Raw genomic sequence first — 18,727 nt, 5'->3', positions numbered from 1 at the left:
GGGAGGAGAAGAGTGGTAAATTAAACTGCTCGCCGGAGTGATCCAGTGGTGGAAAAAGTCGCTTGAAACGCAGATGACACGTCGTTTCCCGGCATTTCTTCCGATATCGAGCTTCGAGACGAGCCCCAACTTCGATGGGCTTCAGCCATGAAAGCGATGGTTCTTCAACAAATCGGGAAGCCGCTCATATTTGTCGAACGTGACGATCCAAAGCCTGGCCCAGGCGAGCTGAGGATCAAGGTAGAGGCTTGCGCCGTCTGTCGGACTGATCTTCACGTTGTAGATGGCGACCTCAACGATCCAAAGCTTCCGCTCGTGCCGGGTCACGAGATCGTGGGTATTGTCGATGCCGTTGGCCCCGGAATCGAAATTGCCAAACTCGGTCGGCGCGTCGGCGTTCCCTGGCTCGGTCATGCATGCGGAACCTGCTCTTTCTGTCAAACGAAGGCCGAGAACCTGTGTGACCGGCCGCAATTCACCGGCTACACCCGCGACGGCGGTTTCGCGACGCATGTTGTGGCTGACGCATCCTTTGCATTCGATCTAGATGCGAACGCCGATCCCGTATCGCTCGCGCCTCTTTTGTGTGCCGGATTGATTGGCTGGCGTTCGCTCAGGAAGGCCGGCGACGGCAAGAGCATCGGTCTCTTCGGCTTCGGCGCCGCCGCGCATATCCTGATCCAGATCTGCATCTGGCAGGGCCGCGACGTTTATGCGTTTACACGCAGCGGTGACCAAGCGGCGCAGCAGTTTGCGCTGGAGCTTGGGGCGACATGGGCCGGCTCATCTGAAGAGAACGCCCCAGTTCCGCTCGACGCAGCCATCATCTTCGCTCCCGTCGGCGATCTGGTGCCGATAGCGCTCAAGGCGGTTCGCAAGGGCGGGGTAGTTGTGTGCGGCGGAATTCACATGAGCGACATACCGGCGATGCCCTATGCCGTTCTTTGGGGGGAGCGTGAGCTTGTTTCGGTCGCCAATTTGACACGCGCGGATGCGGTCGAGTTTTTCCCGATTGCCCAGATGGTCGGCGTGCGAACCCACACGACGACCTATCCACTCAAGAGGGCCAACGAGGCGCTCGCCGATCTGCGTGCCGGGCGTCTCGTCGGGGCAGCGGTGTTGGTGCCCGAGGCGGGCTAACCCGAAATGAATACGGGTCTTACCATCCCGCCGAAACTTTCATCCCCGTCGGAAATAGAATCGTTTCACCAACTCGAGCGTGGCAGCGTAGATTGCCGAGATCGCAATCAGCCCTCCTAATAACGGAATTGGCAGCGGCGTGAAATCGAATATGCCCGCAACCGGTGGAAAATTGGGGAGCAGGAGGGCGACGAGCGTAATAAACGCCGTCGACCACAGGAGTAGGGGACCGGGCCTATCCTTCCATGCCGCTATGGTCGTGCGAACGATCAGCATGGTCACGAGCTGTGTAATGAGTGATTCGACAAACCAGACCGTGCGGAACTGACTGGTTGTCACGTTGACGATAAACAACAGAAATCCGAACGTCACGAAATCGAACAACGAGCTGACCGGGCCAAAAAAGATCATAAATCGTTGGATGCCGCGAATGTCCCATCGCCTTGGACGCTGCACTTGCTCTCGATCGACCCTGTCCGTGGCAATGGCCATAGATGGAATGTCGGCAAGGAGGTTGTTAAGCAGGATCTGCTTGGCGAGCAGCGGCAGGAAGGGGAGGAATAGAGAGGCGACCGCCATGCTGATCATGTTGCCGAAGTTCGCACTCGTCGCGATCGATATGTATTTCATGGTGTTGGCGAAGGTTCGCCGACCGTCGTCTACGCCGCGGATCAGCACGTTGAGGTCTTGTCGCAACAGGACGAGATCCGCAGCTTCCCGGGCGACATCGACTGCGCCGTCGACAGAAATGCCGACGTCGGCCTCATGAAGGGCTGGGGCGTCGTTGATGCCGTCGCCCATGTATCCGACGACATGGCCGGAACGCCGAAGCGCCTTGATAATGAGCTCTTTCTGGTTGGGATCAATCTCGACAAACAGATCTGTTTTGGATGCACGGGCGAACAATGCGTCGCTGCTCATCGACGCCAGCTCACCGCCGGTCAAAACATTCTTTGTTCTCAGCCCGATCGTGTCGGCCAGGTGCTTGACGATGTAGCGGTTATCGCCGGATATGACCTTGATTCCGATGCCGCGATGTTTCAATCCCGTCAGCGCATCCTTGATGCCTGCCTTCGGCGGATCGAGAAACAGGAGAAAGCCCTCAAGGCAGAGCTCGCACTCGTCGCCAACGTTATAGGGCCCCTTGTCTTGAGCGAAGCGCCTACTGGCGATTGCGATCACCCGAATGCCATCCTCGCCCCATTTACGATAAAGCGCGTCGACGGCCGCGCGCGACGCTTCATCGAGAGGCTCGGCAGCATTGCCTGTCCTAACGGAGGTACAGACCGAAAGGATATTGGCGACGGCGCCCTTGCAGACCATCATTGTATCCTGCCCGGCGCTATTGACGATGACCGATAACCGTTTGCGCATGAAATCGTAAGGAATCTCGTCTTTCTTCACGAAGGCTTTCAGATCTGCGCCAATCTCGCCGGACGCCAGTATGGCATCGTCGAGCGGGTTTTTGAGGCCGGCCTGCAACGATGCGTTCAAAACGGCGAGCAAGTGAACCTGCTGCGAGTGCATGCCGCCTGGATCGACGCAACCGTCGAGTTTTATGATGCCTTGCGTCAGCGTGCCGGTCTTGTCGGTGCATAGAAGGTTCATGCTCCCGAGATTTTCAATGGCGTCCAGCCGGCGAACGATGACGCCGCCGGCGGCCATGGCGCGCGCGCCGCGGGCGAGCGTCATGCTGATAATCGCCGGCAGAAGCTCCGGAGTGAGGCCGACCGCCAGTGCCAGAGAAAATAGGAGAGAGTCGATCAATGGCCGATGTAGGAGCAGGTTGGCAACGAAAACGGTAATGACGATCACCAACATGATACGCGTCATCAAATAGCCGAAGCGGCGAATACCTCGTGAAAAATCCGTTTCGGGTATCTGTCTCGCGATCGCTCCGGCGATGGCTGCGTATTCGGTGCGCCCCCCTGTCTCGACAGCAATGACAGTTGCCGTGCCGCTGCGAACCGATGTGCCGGTGAAAACGCAATTGGACCTAGCGGCGATCGAAGCCTCGGGTGGACAGACACCGGCCATCTTGCCGACCGGGAAGGTCTCGCCCGTCAGAGCGGCCTCGCTGACGCTCAAGTCGCGCGACGAAAGGATCACGCCATCGGCTGGGACAAGACTGCCGGCTGCAAGTTTGATGATGTCACCCGGGACGATAGTGCTTGCCGGGACGAGGGATTCTATTCCGCCCCTTACAACTGTCGCGGACAACGAAATGCTCTTTTTTAGCGCCTCCAGCGCTTTGGTCGCTCCGTACTCTTGAGAAAAGCCGAGCAGGCAGCTCGCAAGGACGATAAGGCTTATGATGATGGCGTCATGCATCTCCCCCACCAGCGATGATACCGTTGCGGCAAAGATAAGAATGAGAACGAGGGGATTGAGAAATTGCCGTAGCAGAATGCGAAGGGCATTCGTGTGCGTCATAGCGAGGACTGTGTTCGGTCCGTAGTTTTTTAACCGAGAAGTTGCTTCTTCAGGCGAAATACCCGCTATCCGCGAACCAAGATCATGCACCAGAACGTCTTGCGCCTTCGACCAAAAAGGCGACGGCGACATCGTGGTATCCCGGTTCGTGGAAGTCGGCCTTTTAGGTGGAGCGTTCTTGGTGGTTTCGTCAATTTCAATAGGCATCGGCGGTCACCTCTGATGCCTTGCTAGCCATTGCACGGCGCGCGCGCCTTGACCTTTGTCAACAGGCGATCATCCGCCGGCTAAAGCCGGCATGCCGTCAGTGTCTACCGAGATGCGCCACCACTGCGATGGCATGGGAATGCGCTGGTCGAAATGTAGAGATTGGCCTGAGCCGGAACGATAGATATCCGGCATCCAAAGTTCGGGGGCGGGGAGCAAACGTTGATATCAATATTCCGCTGCTGGGATCAGTGAGCAACAAGAACGGGCATCTCAAGATCGACCAGCAGTGATCGAGTGACACCTCCAAGGACAAATTCACGAATTCTGGAGTGCCCGTAGGCTCCGGCGACAATCAGATCGGCGTGCAGGGCTCTCGCGGTTGATTGGATAGCGAAGGCTACCTCTTCGCCATTTGCGCCGGCCACGACAACCTCGACATCCAAGCCGCTGTTGCTTAGCACCTCCGCGTATCGGGCCCGGCTTCTCTCATTCATTGAGCCATCATCGGTGATCGATATCAAAATGACCTTCGATGCGCCTTCCAAGAATAATCTGGCGCCTGTCAATGCTGTCGACAGCGGCGCGCTTCCATCCCATGCGATTGCCACCGTGTCGATCCGGCCGCAGACGTGGTTCGCAGGGAACAAGACGAGAGGTCGGCCGCTTTCGAACAGAAGGTTCTCAAGCAATGGCATCATGGTCTCAGACGCCTCGATAATTGACAGGTCATAAGCACGCGAGATTTCCACCAGAGTATCAGGGATTAGCGGCTCCGACGCTTCGAATGTCTGAATGATGGCCCGTATGGCCGCTTTTTGGGCGTAGTCGCACACTGCTTCGCTCAACGCGACACCGCTGTCGCGGCTGAAGCGCTTTGCCTGCGAGCCCAGTCTTTCGACGTCGTCAACCCATGGGGATGATTGACCGACGAGCGGCGTCTTGATCTGCAGGACGCTCGCGGTGAGATCTGCTTTTTGATGTCGCGCCAAGTCGACTGCATTTTGAACCACGGAAAACGAGCTGGCTGTGGGATAGGTGATCAATGGCAGATGGAATTGCGGTTTCATGTCAGTCTTCTCCAGCAAGCTGACCTGATGATCGCGTACCCGCCGGCCCGCCGCTTTGATGAAAGTCAAGATTGGTCGACCGGAGAGGAGCCTTATCGGCGCTCAAAATCGGCAAAAGAGGGCTTCGATCGCCTAACGGCGAGCGATATCGCGCCATTTTGATGCTGATCAATGAACGGTCTGGCAACATCGTCTTTGATGACTCCGCGTCTCACGAAGACGGTTTGGAAAGGGGCCGGGACGAAGTCGTCCTTCGATGGTCCTCGCAACGAAGAGGAGAAATGATATGGCCGATATGGCAAGAAAGCTTCCTGTGAGCACGGAGAAGAAGACGGCGCCGGCTATGGAGCGCTGGGCGCCATTCGAAAGCCTGCGATCGGAAATTGATCGTGTCTTCAATGACTTCACTCCGGGCTTCCTAGACCGCACATTCGCGCGTTTCCCGAATGCCTTCACGCGCGGCATGCCGGCTGCTGACTTCATCGAGTCCGACAAGACCTACGAGCTCACAGTTGAGCTTCCTGGGATTGACGCGAAAGAGCTGGATCTGACACTCGCCAATGGGATCTTGACGGTGAAAGGCGAAAAGCACGAACGCAAGGAGGAAAAGGAGAAGGAATACTATCTCAGCGAACGGCGCTACGGGTCGTTCCAGCGCAGTCTCCAACTTCCCAATGGTGTCGATGCAGACGGTATCAACGCATCCTTCGAAAATGGCGTCTTGAAGGTCGTTTTACCGAAGACGGCCAATGCTCACAAGAATGACCGGAAAATTGCAATCAAGGCAAGCTAGCTCACAAGCGCTCTACACTTGCCCGTCGCGGCTCAGCTGTAGGTTGCCAAGGGGGCCGGCGGCAGAAGAAGGGAGGGGCTCACCCCTCCCTTTGGCATTAGCCGACATGAAGATGATTTTCAACAATGGCGACGCCGGGGACAGACCATGCGGCTTGCTCTGCTGCATGACGCTCGCTCCAGGCATGAACGTCACCTTCAAGAACGACTTTGCTGTCGGAGACACGAACTCTGATTCCATCCGCCTCGATCTCAGCGTTTCGCCGTAGCGCCTGCTCGATCCGTTCCTTGATATCTGATGCGCCGACAAGTTGCCGGATGGTTAGGATATTCGTCACACCAACAACGCCGCCAAGCTTTTTGACGGCGTTTTCCGCAGCCATGCGCTGGAAGTGCCAGCGTACCTCGCCAGAGAGTGTTACCCATCCGCGCTGGACCTTGACGTCAATGGCGCCGTCGGGCAACGCAGTGTCCCAGGTAATGATATCAAGTGCGCGAGCTGCGATTTCATCGTCGGCATGCCTTTTCTGCTCGGGCCAACGCACATCGATCTCATCGGCAATCGCCCGGACGCCTTTCACACGCCAAGTAACTGCCTCCGCCGCCATTTTCTCGGCACAGCTCTTCACATGGCCAGATAGCGTCGCGACGCCATTCTCCACCGAAACGCCGATCGCGGCAGCGTCAATGCTGGGATCAAATTCCAGTTCGTCGAGGATATCCCGACGTATCTTCAGATCACTCATGGTGTCCTCCTTGAAGACGATTGATCGAGGCTCGCGCCTCAAATCAAATCTCGTCAATCCGGTGTGCGGTGTCATTGCGCTGGGTCAAAGACGAAACCGTGTCTTGGCGAACTTCGTCGGGTCGGTCGGACCGCCGAGTAGACCCGGGTCGGCTGGAACGGGATCCTCCGGTGCTCGGATCAGGGGCTGTCAAGTTTCGTCTTCAGTCGATTGCTGACTGGCCGCATTTGCTCTCTTATGCGCTATCTGTCGATCATGCGATGTCTACAAAATGCTGGGCAGGCCTCAAGGAAGCATGCCTGGAAACAGCATTGGCATTTGCCGTCAGTGGGCAAGAAACAGCGGTATGTCCGAGTCTTTCAGCATCGATCGTGTCACTCCGCCGAACAGGCGTTCCTGCAAGCGTGGATGACTATAGGCTCCCATGACGATCATGTCGGCTGCGATGTCGGCGGCGTGTTGTCGCAACGTTTCATCGACCAATCGACCGCCGCTCGCAACGCAGTCGACATCGACCTTGACACCATGTCGCGCGAGGAAGGCGGCGATATCTGCGCCAGGCTCTTCGCCGTTGACGGAGCGCGCGGCAAGAGGATCGACAAGTGTGACATGCACCGTTCCGGCGGCTTGCAAGAAGTCGATCGACTGGCGCGCGGCGCGCGCTGCCTCCTCGCCAGAGTCCCAGGCCAGCAAAATTGTTTTCGGCGGAAGCCGTACCATCTTGTCGCTCGGGGTGACAAGCACCGGTGTGGGCGACTGAAATAACGCCCCGTCGATCACTCTTCGCCGAAGTTCCTCGTTGCGGGCGGCCTCCGGACCGATGAGGACAAGATCGGCATAAAGAGCTCGCTCGGCGATATCATCGTCTGCCCAGGCAAATTCCGTGTAGATTTCCTGCACGTCATAGGAGGACGTGCTCCCGCTGAGCAGCGTTTTGATATCGGCTGCTTTTTCGGTCAATCTATCTATTTCACGTTGCCGCTCATCGAGCCTGATCGTGGAGAGGGCATCATATGTGGTGAGCGGAGGCGTGGCGCACATCGAAACCACCAAGGCGGTAAGATGGGCACCATGCATTTGGCAAAAATCGACGGCGCCCTTCAGGTCATCCTTGAATTGACTGACGTCGAGGATACTCAAGACGGTTTTGATGGACATGGTCGGATCGCTTTTCCTGGTTGGAGGAGAGGACAGCAAACCTCACTTTCAACCTCATTTCCTTGATCTTCCGCAAAGCGAACCCGATCGGCCGCGCATAAGGTTGGACGCATGCGAGGTAACCAGATGACGGATTCAGTTTTACATTTCTACGGTGCGGCCGGATCGGTAACCGGCTCGTGCTTTGTCCTTGAGCACCGCGGTACCCGCACAATGGTCGATTGCGGCATGTTCCAGGGCTCCAAGACCGAGAAAGAACTGAATTACAGGCCGTTCCCGTTCGATGCGTCTCTGGTTGACGCCGTCATTTTGACCCATGCGCATATCGATCATTCGGGACTTATCCCGAAATTGGTGAAAGCCGGTTTCGAAGGGCCTATCCATTGCACGCCGGCGACCTTGGATCTGTGTTCGATCATGCTGCAAGACTCCGGACATATTCAGGAATCAGAAGTCGAGCAGCTGAATCGCCGGCACGGGCATAGATCGCGCGATACGTTGCAACCCATTTACACCGCAGAAGACGCGCGTGCCGCGATGATGCAGTTTCGAGCGGTCGCCTATAAAGAATGGCAGAGATTGGAGGGCGGACTTGGATTTCGGCTTTGGGACGCCGGACATCTGCTCGGTTCGGCTTCGGTCGAAATCGAGCTTGCGACCGAAAATGGCACCATCCGCATATTGTTTTCCGGTGATGTCGGTCCGCAACACAAGCTTTTGGAGGCCCGGCCGGATGCTCCCAAGGACTTCGATTACGTCATCTGCGAAAGCACGTATGGGGATCGTGAACGAGACGAAGTTTCCGACGTCGCTCGTCGCGAGCAACTTCGCGAGATCCTTCTCAAGGCCTATCATCCCAACGGCGCTCTGCTGATCCCATCATTTGCCGTCGAACGCACTCAGGAATTGCTTGCTGATATCAATGTGCTGATGGATGCGGGTGAGATATCCCGCTGTCCCATCGTCATCGACTCTCCATTGGCTTCGCGCGCGACCGCAATCTTCAAGCAGCATGCGCATTCCATCCCCAACGGCGACCTACTGATTAAGGCACTGAGCGCCAAAAATGTACGCTTTACGGAAACGGCCGAGCAATCAAAAGCAATCGACCTCATTCGCGGCTTCCATATCATCATCGCTGCCAGCGGCATGTGTGAGGCCGGCCGTATTCGTCACCGTCTCAAGAACTGGCTTTGGCGCGATGAAGGTACGGTGTTGTTCGTCGGATTCCAGGCAGCCGGCACACTCGGGCGAATTCTTGAGGACGGCGCGCGCACCGTAAAAATCCAGGGGGAAGAAATCATCGTCCGTGCGACTGTGCGATCACTGGATGCCTATAGCGGTCACGCCGACGCCAGCGAATTGAAAGCTTGGATAGACGCCAGAGAGCCGATTCGCTCAGGGCTGTTTCTGGTTCACGGCGAGCCTGCCGCGCGCGACAGTCTGAAATCTCGTCTGTTGGTGGAGAAGCCGGAAGCGACCATCATCGTGCCATCGCTCGATGACAGCTACAGCCTGACGAAAACAGCTGCCGTACCGCTCGCACGCGGTACGCCGCCTCCGCGCCTAGTACCCCAGGATGTCGGCCATTCGGATTGGCATAATGACTATCAATCGATCGTCCTCGATCTGGAGGAGCGGTTGCGTCAAACCGCCGACCGGAAAGCGCGCGCCGTCATTCTTCGGCGCGTCAAAAGAGCTATTGAGGAAGACGGGCGGCCAAGCTAGCCACAAAGGAGTAAGACCATGCTGATGACGGATCGCGATTGCAGAAGGGGAGGGCGGCGATTTGCCATTCCGACACTCGGAGAGATCGAGGGCAAGCTTATCGCGTCAGAGATTGTCGCCACAAGTTGCCTGCATGAGCTTTGGGCTCATTCCGGCAGCAAGGGAATGCTTTCGATCAAGAATCGGATCAGACAAGCCCTTGATGCGCGCTGCACAAGCGCAAGCCTTTGTCACGAGGACAGCGATGCGGCGGTAGATATGCCTTGGAGCTGCTTGATGCGGCAGCCGAAGTCGCAGGCAACCAGGCTGGTACCACCGCGAAGTCCGGTGGTTGCGAGACCGTCCGCCGATTGCGGCGCATAGCGAGCATGAAATGACATCGCACGACAGCAATCGGCCGGAATAAAGGCAGTGCGGCAAGCCCATGCGTTTCTCAAATCGCAGTTTGCCGGTATTCGTCTCGTTAAGCTACGCGGCGCTATCTGATTGCTGTGGGTGCTCGGGCCAGAGCGACCCAAGGGACGGATTCATCGCCAGCTTGACTTTCTTGATCACAGGCGGGCTCAAGCGATGATCCAGCAATTTGAAGACATTCTGTGCTGCCTGCTCGGCGCCTACGTTATTTGGCCTCACTGATCGCGTGCCAATGCTCTCAAAGAAACCCATTCTATTTGAGCACGGTTGGGTGTGTTCAGGCTGCCAGTTTTCGTAGAATAGTCCCCGGATCAATGGCGGCAGATGCGCTGAGAAGTCAGCCATTGCCTTCTGGCCCATTGAATCTCGAAGCGCGTGTAGGACGGAGCGCAGGCAATCATAGGCCTCATTCCGTTCGCAATGGAGATATTCGGACAATTCTACCACCCATGTTTCGGCTTGGTGCGCAGAATCCGAGAAGGTCTGGGAAGGAATAAAGTTCATGCTAAGCCTCCTTGATCGAGACTATCGTCACCGAATTCCCGATGATGCGCATTGTCCTGGATCAACGCCACGGTTCTATTCGCGCGGGATGTTGGGGCGAAGCCTTGCTGTTTCCGGTCAGCCGAAATCTCTTCTTAAAGGTGGAAAATCTTTCTTCACGGATCGGATCGAACAATGAGTGACGGCGACGTTTGCACTCAGCAGATGATCTACGTCAATGATGGGGAGTCCCACCCGTGAATAATGAACGGAGCGCCTGAGTGGTTCGCCACGCCGGCAGCACCCATCCAATTCGTTCTTCGGGAGCCGGTACTTGTACAAATCCCACGTCCCTCTTTTTTTCGCCGTTGTTACGGTCCTGAGCCTAAATGCAGGAAGTCGCGAGGTCGCGGCGCGGGATGCAACAACATTTAGCGATCACATGCAGCAGCTCTGGAGCAAGTTGCATGGTAACCAACAGCCGGCCGGCATTGCGATGTCCAATGGTCGCATCGAGGCACAGCAGGTTCTGGTGTCCGCGAAATTCGCTGGTCGTGTTGCTGATATTCTTGTTGAAGAGGGACAGATAGTCGATGCTGGCGCCGTCATTGCGCGCATGGACACGTCCGAGCTCGACGCGCAGCTTTCTGGTGCGGAGGCGGACGTTCGGCGTTCCGAAACCGGTGTGGCGAGCGCCGAGGCGACTATTGCGCAGCGTCAGAGCGAACTCACGCTCGCGCATCAGGAGCTTGACCGCGCCTTCGATCTCAGCGCCACGGGAAGTGGTACACGGCAACAACTCGACCTGCGTCGCAGCCAGCTTGCCGTTGCCGAGGCCACCTCCCGTTCCGCGCTTGCAAGCCGTGATGAAGCTCAAGCCGCCCTGGATGCCGCCCGCGCCGAGGTGGCGCGCATTCGCTCGCAACTCGACGATGCGATCCTGAAGGCGCCCAGACGAGGGCGTGTGGAATACAAGTTGGTGCAGTCGGGCGAAGTGGTGGCAGCCGGGGCGCCGGTTGCGACGCTGCTCGATCTGGCGGACGTCTACATGACGGTTTTTCTGCCGGCACGAACCGCTGGGCGTCTCGCTTTTGGTGATGAGGCACGCATCATTCTCGATCCAGCTCCCGACTACGTCGTGCCCGCGACCATATCCTTCGTCGCCGCGGAGGCGCAGTTCACGCCGAAAACAGTAGAGACCGAGGATGAACGCGAGAAGCTGATGTTTCGTGTCAAGCTCCGTATCGCGTCCGATTTGCTGAAGCAGTACGAAACGCGGGTGAAGACAGGAGTTCGGGGCGTGGGTTACGTGCGCACCGACCCAGCTGCTCCCTGGCCGTCGCAACTCGCCGTGAAGTTACCCCAATGACGGGCGCAGTTATCAGCTTCGCCGGCGTTACGCATCGCTATGGGAAGAAAGTGGCACTCGACGGGGTTGATCTCGTAGTTCCGGCCGGCTGCATGGCGGGCGTGATTGGCCCGGACGGCGTTGGAAAGTCGACGCTGCTCGCGCTCGCTGCCGGTGTAACGAGGCTGCAACAAGGGAATATCCACGTCCTCGACGGCGATATGGCCGATGCGCATCAGCGCCGTCTCGTCGGCGCCCGCATCGCCTACATGCCCCAGGGTCTGGGGCGTAATCTCTATCCGACGCTGAGCGTTGCCGAAAATCTCGATTTCTTCGGCCGCCTCTTTGCAATGGATCGCAATGAGCGTCGGGAACACACGGACGAGCTGCTGAAGATCACCGGACTTGCTCAGTTTCGAAACCGCCCCGCTGGTAAGCTGTCCGGCGGCATGAAGCAGAAACTGGGCATCTGCGCCGCTCTGATTCATGATCCGGATATTCTTATTCTCGACGAACCGACGACCGGCATCGATCCGCTGTCGCGTCGACAATTCTGGGAGCTGATCGCACGCATGCGGGCGCGCCGGCCGGGAATGAGTGTCATTGTCGCCACGGCCTATATGGAGGAAGCCGAACGTTTCGATTGGCTTGCCGCCATGTATGGAGGTCGGGTGATAGCAACTGGAAGCCCCGCAGAGATTAAGCAGAACACGCGGCAATCCTCACTGGAAAGTGCTTTTGTTGCGCTTTTGCCGGAGGAGATGCGCAGGGCTGATGCGCCGCTTCCCGTTATCTCGCGCCCGGTGGAAGACGGCGCACCCGCCATCGAAGCAGAGGGACTTACCCGACGTTTTGGTGATTTCACAGCCGTCGATCACGTAAGCTTTCGTATCGGTAAGGGTGAGATTTTCGGCTTTCTCGGCTCGAATGGTAGCGGCAAAAGTACGACCATGAAGATGCTGACGGGTCTGCTGCCTGCAAGCGAAGGCGAAGCACGCCTCTTCGGTCAGCCCCTTAAAGCCGGAGATTTGGAAACGCGCCGCCGTGTCGGCTATATGTCTCAGGCCTTTTCTCTTTATGGGGAGCTCACGGTCCTCCAGAACCTGGTACTGCATGCGCAGCTATTTGGCCTTCCCGCTGAACAGGCGGCGGTTCGCGTGAAGGAAATGCTGGTCGACTTCGAACTTGCAGGCGTTGCGGACAGTCGCCCGGAAAGCCTGCCGCTTGGCATGCGGCAGCGCCTGCAACTTGCTGCGGCGGTCATACACCGCCCGGAGATTTTGATTCTGGACGAGCCGACATCCGGGGTCGATCCGGTTGCCCGCAACGGTTTCTGGCGTTCGCTCCTGACACTGTCACGCAAAGATGGCGTAACGATCTTTCTGTCCACGCATTTCATGAACGAGGCCGAACGCTGCGATCGAATTTCCTTGATGCACGAAGGCAAGGTGCTTGCCGTCGGCAATCCAGCAGAGCTTAAGAAGCAGCGCGGTCGAGAGACACTGGAAGATGTCTTCATCGACGTGCTCACGGCGGCGGGAATGGGAAGCGACGACACGGAGGCGGTTGCAACGGTTGACAACGCTGCCGTCGTCCCAAAGCCTGGCATCTTCGACCTTCGCCGATTGTGGGCATACGCATGGCGTGAGACCCTGGAAATACGCCGTGACCCCACCCGTCTGGCCTTCGCATTTCTAGGTCCCGCAATCCTCCTCCTGACCTTCGGCTATGGCATCTCCTTCGATGTGGAGCGCCTGCCATTTGCCGTCTTCGATCAGGATCAATCGGCTCAGAGCAGGCAACTTCTGGAGAGCTTCCAAGGTTCACGCTATTTCGAGGAGCGGCTCGCTGCCTCTTCCGTCGACGAGCTCGAGACTCGTCTTAAGAGCGGCGAATTGAAGCTGGCGATCGAAATTCCGACCGATTTCGGCAAGGATCTCTTGCGTCAGACCCGCGCGGAAGTTTCGGTCTGGCTCGACGGCGCCATGCCTTTCCGTGCGGAGACGGCACGCGGCTATGTTTCAGGACTTGCCACGGCCTACCTGACCGACAGCGCCGCGCGCCGCAGCGGTCGCAACACATCCGTTTACCCGATCGATATTGAAAGCCGCTTTCGTTATAATCAGGCCTTCAAGAGCGCTAATGCCATTGTTCCAAGCGTCATCGTTCTTATGCTCGTGCTCATTCCCGCCATCATGACGGCGCTCGGCGTCGTCAAGGAGAAGGAGACGGGATCCATTGCCAACTTTCAATCGACCCCGGTTACGAAGATCGAGTTTCTTCTTGGCAAGCAGTTGCCCTACGTCGCTATCGCCTTCCTTAGCTTCATTCTCCTTGTCTTGATGACCCGGTTTGTCTTTAGCGTACCGATAAAAGGTTCTCTTCTCGCCTTTACCGTCGGGTCGTTACTCTATGTCTTCGCCACGACCGGTTTTGGCCTGTTTATATCGAGCTTTGTCCGCAGTCAGGTCGCCGCGATTTTTGCGACAGCCATCATTGCGATTATCCCGGCGGTGAATTTTTCCGGACTGCTCGTCCCGGTCTCGTCGCTTTCGGGTGGCGGACGGCTCATGGGACTTGCCTTCCCGTCGGCATGGTATCAGCCGGTCAGCGTCGGTGTCGTAGCAAAGGGGCTGGGTTTTGCCGATCTCTGGCTCGATATGTTGGTGATCGGCCTCTTTGGACTCGGGTTCATCGCGGCCGCGATTATTTCACTGCGAAAGAGGGGGGCGTGACATGGTTGCCCGTCTTTTCCGAATCCTTCGCCTCGGCATCAAGGAGCTCTACAGCCTCAAGGCCGATCCCGTCCTGGTCGTGCTGATCGTCTATACATTTACCTTCGCCATCTATGCCGTGGCGACGGGCGCGAAATTCGAGGTTGAGAATGCCGCGGTGGCAATCGTCGATGAAGACCGTTCGATGCTGTCTGCAAGATTGCATGATGCCTTGCTACAACCCTTTTTCAAGCCCCCGGAACTGATCGATGCCGACGAGATCGATGCTGCGATGGACGCCGGCCGCTTCGTTTTTATCGTCGAGATTCCACCAAAATTCGAGCAGGATGTGATCGCCGGACGCCATCCATCGGTCCAGATCGATATCGACGCGACCGCGATGTCGCAGGCCGGCAATGGGGCTTCCTATATCCAGAATATCATCCTGCAGGAGGTGCTGACGGCAATGCCTGGAGCTGATCAGAAACAACCGATCAATCTGGTCGTACGGGCGAAATTCAACCCCAATCTCAAATCCGAATGGTTCACGGCCGTGATGCAGGTGATCAACAATATCACCATGCTCTCAGTTATCTTGACGGGCGCGGCACTGATCCGCGAGCGCGAACATGGAACGATCGAGCATCTGCTCGTCATGCCCGTCACCCCGATCGAGATCATGCTTGCAAAAATATGGGCCAACGGTCTCGTCATCGTCGCCGCCGCGATCTTCTCACTCATCGTCGTCGTAGAGCGCCTGCTTGGTGTGCCTGTCGCGGGATCTGTAAGCCTCTTTGTAACCGCAGCCGTCCTCTACCAGTTTTCGGTGACGTCACTCGGCATCTTGATTGCCACCGTTTCGACCTCGATGGCACAGTTCGGACTGATTGTGATGCCGGTTCTTATCATAATGAACCTTCTGTCCGGAAGCACCACACCCATGGAGAGCATGCCCGGCTGGTTGCAGAATGTGATGCAGCTTTCGCCATCAACACATTTCGTCGCTCTATCGCAGGCCGTGCTATATCGGGGAGCAGGATTTGCGATCATATGGCCGCAAATGCTGGCGCTCTTCGGTATCGGAGCGGCATTCTTTGCCTTGGCCACCTTGCGCTTTCGCAAGTCGCTTCTCAGCGGTCAGTGAGGTGCCTGACAGTGGAATTTAGTAGTCCAGATTGCTTGCGCATTCGCTCGTCACTATTGTCATGAAATGGATATCATCGAAGCGTTTCAGCGTCTCAGCCTCGCTCTTGCCATCGGCATCCTGGTCGGGGTTGAGCGCGGCTGGCAGGAGCGCGAGACGGCGCCCGGTAAAAGAACGGCCGGTATTCGCACTTTCGGCCTGTCCGGCTTTCTCGGCGGCTTGGCGGGTTTCCTGTATGTTAAGCTCGGACCGATCCTGCCGACTGCCGTGTTCACTGTGTTCGGCATCGCCTTCATCGTCTTCAACAGATACGAAGCCGAGCGGGAACAGGATTACAGCGTCACCAGCGTCATAGCGGCTCTTGCGGTCTTCGTCCTCGGGGTCGTTGCGGCGGTTTCCGACATGACGGTTGCAGCGGCCGGCAGCGTCGCGGTGACCGCCTTGCTGGCTGCTCGCCATAGTCTGCATGGATTCCTGCGAAACCTGACATGGCTGGAATTTAGAGCTGCACTCGTGCTGCTTGCCATGACACTCGTTGCGCTGCCGCTGCTTCCCGACAGAACAATCGATCCCTGGAATACGATCAATCCATTCCAGCTATGGCTGCTGACAATCATGATTGCCGCCATCTCCTATATCGGCTATCTGGCGGTCCGTATTGCCGGACCAAAACATGGAATCCTTTTTAGTGGCGCTGCAGGCGGGTTCATTTCGTCAACCGCCGTCACCTTGTCCTTTGCGCGTCTATCGTCCGGCAGCACTCAGGCGACCCACAGCCTCGTTGCCGGCGCGACTATCGCCGGAGCAATGTCCGTCGGACGGGCGCTGGTCATCAGTGGCATATTGGCGCCTGTGCTCGTTCTCAAGCTGGCTGTCGCGTTCGTTCCCGTCATTCTTGTCTTTCTTTCGGCGACCTTCCTGATGCTCAGGGGAGCGAAGGCCGACGATAAGGCAACCGACATCAATCCAGATAATCCGTTCGAATTGCTCACGGTTCTCCGCTTCGGAGCATTTCTCGGTGTCATAAGCTTCCTATCGAAATTTACGATCGACCAGATCGGGCCATCGATGATCTTTGTCGTCGCGCTGCTTTCGGGACTTGCCGATCTTGATGCAATCACCCTGTCGACGGCACGCATGGCGGGCTCGGCGCTGACGACGGAGGTTGCGACGATCGCGATCTCTCTGGCCGCGGCCGCCAACCTGATAGCGAAGATGGTGCTGGCCATCATGTTCGGAAGTCGCGCCTACGCGACAGCACTGAGTGTGACAACGTTGACGGCGCTCGTCGTCGCCGTTGCCGCCTATTGCGGGCTCAGCACCTTGACCTGAGCGCCGGCCGGGACATCGCGATCCCCATGAAATCATGACCGGCACCGAGCTCAATTGACGGAAATCAATGTAGCATTGCGTCCTCGGCTTAGAAAATGTCCCGACTTCTCGTCGCATTTACCCCGAAAGACCGAGATGCAGCGCATGTTGCAAACTCGGCTCTTGTTCCTGATATCCATGACCTGAGGAAGGATCGCCATGTTTCGCGGGCGCATAAGAAACAGGGAGTTGCTCGAACGCATTGTCAGCGCGGACGATGCCGCCCGGCTGATCAAGGACGGCATGACCATCGGCATGAGCGGCTTTACGCGCGCGGGCGAGGCAAAGGCCGTGCCCATGGCGCTTGCCAAGCGCGCCAAGGACGATCCGCTGAAGATCACGCTGATGACCGGCGCGTCGCTGGGGAACAATCTCGACAAGGCCCTGGTCGAGGCGCATGTGCTTGCTCGCCGTATGCCTTTTCAGTCCGATCCGGTTCTGCGAAACGCGATCAATGCCGGCGAAGTCATGTTCATCGATCAGCATCTGTCCGAGACGGTGGAACTTCTTCGCAGCCGCCAGATCTCGCCGGTCGATATTGCCGTGATCGAGGCGACGGCCATCACCGAAGACGGCGGGATCATTCCGACGACATCGGTCGGCAACTCGGCAAGCTTCGCGATCCTGGCCGACAAGGTCGTCGTCGAAATCAACCAGTCGCAGCCGCAGGAATTGGAAGGGCTGCACGATATCTATATCCCGACGCGCCGGCCAAGCCGCGAGGCAATTCCCGTCATGGCACCAGACAGCCGGATTGGCGTTCCTTTCATTCCGGTTCTCCCGGAGAAGATCGCCGCTGTTGTCGTCACACAAAACAGCGACAGTTCTTCGACCATTCAGCCGCCGGATGCCGAAACGCGAGCGATTGCCGGACATCTGGCTGAATTCCTGATGCATGAGGTCAAACTCGGACGCTTGAGCCACAGCCTTCTGCCGCTTCAGGCTGGCATCGGCACGATCGCAAATGCCGTACTCCACGGTTTCATCGATACGCCGTTTCACGATCTGACCATGTATTCCGAGGTCCTTCAGGATTCGACCTTCGATCTGATCGACGCCGGAAAGCTCACATTTGCATCCGGTTCCTCAATGACCTTGTCCGCCGACAAGTATCGCAAGATCATTCCAGATATCGCAGCGTATAAGTCGCGGTTGATCCTGCGCCCGCAGGAAATCAGCAATCATCCGGAGGTCATTCGCCGCCTTGGGATCATCGGAATCAACACCGCGCTGGAGTTCGACATCTACGGCAACGTCAATTCGACCCATGTCGGTGGAACACATATGATGAATGGTATTGGTGGCTCGGGCGATTTTGCCCGCAACGCCTATATGTCCATCTTCGTCACGAAATCGACGGCAAAGAACGGTGCGATTTCAAGGGTCGTGCCCATGGTCAGCCATGTCGACCATACTGAACACGACGTCGATATATTGGTGACCGAAACTGGGCTGGCTGACCTTCGCGGTCTCGCGCCACGGGAACGCGCTACCAACATCATCGCCAATTGTGTGCATCCGGCCTACCGCGAAGCCTTGTCCGACTACCACAAAAGAGCCCTTGCGCGGGGCGGACAAACGCCGCACGTCATCGAAGAGGCACTCAAATGGCACAGCTCACTGCGCGAAATCGGTCGGATGCTGGCTTAGCTTGGATATTGAGGCCATTTATTCACGATCGGCCTCCGATGGACGTCCCCTCGACGGCATCTGTATGCCCGAATGGAGACGTTGATCACCATATAGAGGAGGCGTCCAAACATCCCTGCGGAAACAGGGAGTTTTTTGAAATCGGAGCGTCGACGCACGCGATATTGATCGCTGCCACGCGGAAGATCGAAATCTCGCAGCCGGAATGAATCGGCTTATGTCTGCTGCCTATTGCAAGCTTTTGCCGACAGACGTGGGTCGAGCAAGGTTCCTTTCTCGCCGCGGGCGATGGCGCCCGCATCCTCCAACCTGCCGATGCCGGCCGGTCT

Annotated in this window: 13 protein-coding genes; 8 read left to right on the top strand and 5 right to left on the bottom strand. The window is 57.4% G+C overall.

Translation table 11 applies throughout. From position 1 onward, the window contains the following. Positions 1-147 precede the first annotated feature (147 nt). Positions 148-1,140 carry a zinc-dependent alcohol dehydrogenase family protein gene (locus FHT73_RS14610; protein WP_183712500.1) on the top strand — a complete coding sequence of 331 codons (993 nt, stop codon included), beginning with the start codon at positions 148-150 and terminating at the stop codon, positions 1,138-1,140. Positions 1,141-1,179: 39 nt separating this feature from the next. On the opposite strand, the gene mgtA is transcribed toward FHT73_RS14610, so the two are convergent. Next, positions 1,180-3,705 carry a magnesium-translocating P-type ATPase gene (gene mgtA / locus FHT73_RS14605; RefSeq protein ID WP_183712498.1) on the bottom strand — a complete coding sequence of 842 codons (2,526 nt, stop codon included), beginning with the start codon at positions 3,703-3,705 and terminating at the stop codon, positions 1,180-1,182. Positions 3,706-4,028: 323 nt separating this feature from the next. Further along, the gene (locus tag FHT73_RS14600) at positions 4,029-4,850 is read right to left on the bottom strand and encodes a universal stress protein (RefSeq protein WP_183712496.1); all 822 of its coding nucleotides are present in this window, start codon (positions 4,848-4,850) and stop codon (positions 4,029-4,031) included. 286 nt (positions 4,851-5,136) lie between these two features. On the opposite strand from FHT73_RS14600, the gene FHT73_RS14595 reads away from it, so the two are divergent. Then, positions 5,137-5,643 (top strand): Hsp20/alpha crystallin family protein, encoded by a 507-nt coding sequence (locus FHT73_RS14595; protein WP_112398046.1) that lies wholly within the window; start codon positions 5,137-5,139, stop codon positions 5,641-5,643. A gap of 97 nt (positions 5,644-5,740) precedes the next feature. On the opposite strand, the gene FHT73_RS14590 is transcribed toward FHT73_RS14595, so the two are convergent. Both FHT73_RS14590 and FHT73_RS14585 read right to left on the bottom strand, forming a co-directional pair. Continuing rightward, positions 5,741-6,388: a BON domain-containing protein gene (locus FHT73_RS14590; protein ID WP_112338829.1), complete on the bottom strand. Its 648-nt coding sequence runs from the start codon at positions 6,386-6,388 to the stop codon at positions 5,741-5,743. A 324-nt stretch (positions 6,389-6,712) separates the two neighbouring features. Next, positions 6,713-7,546: a universal stress protein gene (locus tag FHT73_RS14585; protein WP_183712494.1), complete on the bottom strand. Its 834-nt coding sequence runs from the start codon at positions 7,544-7,546 to the stop codon at positions 6,713-6,715. Positions 7,547-7,672: 126 nt separating this feature from the next. Between FHT73_RS14585 and FHT73_RS14580 the strand changes: the two genes are divergently transcribed. Next, positions 7,673-9,274, top strand: coding sequence for an MBL fold metallo-hydrolase (locus FHT73_RS14580; protein ID WP_183712492.1), 1,602 nt, complete (start codon positions 7,673-7,675; stop codon positions 9,272-9,274). 468 nt (positions 9,275-9,742) lie between these two features. Here the strand turns inward: FHT73_RS14580 and FHT73_RS14575 are convergent, their stop codons facing one another. Beyond that, positions 9,743-10,192, bottom strand: a complete 450-nt coding sequence (locus FHT73_RS14575) for a DUF2267 domain-containing protein (protein ID WP_112606512.1) — start codon at positions 10,190-10,192, stop codon at positions 9,743-9,745. A 313-nt stretch (positions 10,193-10,505) separates the two neighbouring features. Between FHT73_RS14575 and FHT73_RS14570 the strand changes: the two genes are divergently transcribed. The 5 genes from FHT73_RS14570 to FHT73_RS14550 all read left to right on the top strand — a co-directional run bounded on the left by FHT73_RS14570 (position 10,506) and on the right by FHT73_RS14550 (position 18,398). Continuing rightward, positions 10,506-11,540: an HlyD family efflux transporter periplasmic adaptor subunit gene (locus FHT73_RS14570; protein WP_246699081.1), complete on the top strand. Its 1,035-nt coding sequence runs from the start codon at positions 10,506-10,508 to the stop codon at positions 11,538-11,540. Beyond that, positions 11,537-14,254, top strand: a complete 2,718-nt coding sequence (gene rbbA / locus FHT73_RS14565) for a ribosome-associated ATPase/putative transporter RbbA (protein ID WP_183712490.1) — start codon at positions 11,537-11,539, stop codon at positions 14,252-14,254. The genes FHT73_RS14570 and rbbA overlap by 4 nt, the downstream gene beginning before the upstream one ends. A gap of 1 nt (position 14,255) precedes the next feature. After that, the gene (locus FHT73_RS14560) at positions 14,256-15,377 is read left to right on the top strand and encodes an ABC transporter permease (protein WP_183712488.1); all 1,122 of its coding nucleotides are present in this window, start codon (positions 14,256-14,258) and stop codon (positions 15,375-15,377) included. Positions 15,378-15,443: 66 nt separating this feature from the next. After that, complete coding sequence (locus FHT73_RS14555) at positions 15,444-16,709, top strand: MgtC/SapB family protein (RefSeq protein ID WP_183712485.1); 1,266 nt, start codon at positions 15,444-15,446, stop codon at positions 16,707-16,709. A gap of 198 nt (positions 16,710-16,907) precedes the next feature. After that, positions 16,908-18,398: an acetyl-CoA hydrolase/transferase family protein gene (locus FHT73_RS14550; RefSeq protein ID WP_183712483.1), complete on the top strand. Its 1,491-nt coding sequence runs from the start codon at positions 16,908-16,910 to the stop codon at positions 18,396-18,398. Positions 18,399-18,727 lie beyond the last annotated feature (329 nt).

Origin of the sequence: Rhizobium sp. BK098, from assembly GCF_014193155.1 — a bacterium.
Classification (GTDB): Bacteria; Pseudomonadota; Alphaproteobacteria; order Rhizobiales; family Rhizobiaceae; genus Rhizobium.
This window is presented reverse-complemented; position numbering and strand designations above follow the sequence as displayed.

Coding starts and splice junctions, on each gene's coding strand:
- rbbA (WP_183712490.1), top strand. CDS start 11,537: ATGACGGGCGCAGTTATCAGCTTCGCCGGCGTTACGCATCGCTATGGG.
- FHT73_RS14590 (WP_112338829.1), bottom strand. CDS start 6,388: ATGAGTGATCTGAAGATACGTCGGGATATCCTCGACGAACTGGAATTT.
- FHT73_RS14610 (WP_183712500.1), top strand. CDS start 148: ATGAAAGCGATGGTTCTTCAACAAATCGGGAAGCCGCTCATATTTGTC.
- FHT73_RS14560 (WP_183712488.1), top strand. CDS start 14,256: ATGGTTGCCCGTCTTTTCCGAATCCTTCGCCTCGGCATCAAGGAGCTC.
- FHT73_RS14595 (WP_112398046.1), top strand. CDS start 5,137: ATGGCCGATATGGCAAGAAAGCTTCCTGTGAGCACGGAGAAGAAGACG.
- FHT73_RS14580 (WP_183712492.1), top strand. CDS start 7,673: ATGACGGATTCAGTTTTACATTTCTACGGTGCGGCCGGATCGGTAACC.
- FHT73_RS14585 (WP_183712494.1), bottom strand. CDS start 7,546: ATGTCCATCAAAACCGTCTTGAGTATCCTCGACGTCAGTCAATTCAAG.
- FHT73_RS14550 (WP_183712483.1), top strand. CDS start 16,908: ATGTTTCGCGGGCGCATAAGAAACAGGGAGTTGCTCGAACGCATTGTC.
- mgtA (WP_183712498.1), bottom strand. CDS start 3,705: ATGTCGCCGTCGCCTTTTTGGTCGAAGGCGCAAGACGTTCTGGTGCAT.
- FHT73_RS14575 (WP_112606512.1), bottom strand. CDS start 10,192: ATGAACTTTATTCCTTCCCAGACCTTCTCGGATTCTGCGCACCAAGCC.
- FHT73_RS14600 (WP_183712496.1), bottom strand. CDS start 4,850: ATGAAACCGCAATTCCATCTGCCATTGATCACCTATCCCACAGCCAGC.
- FHT73_RS14555 (WP_183712485.1), top strand. CDS start 15,444: ATGGATATCATCGAAGCGTTTCAGCGTCTCAGCCTCGCTCTTGCCATC.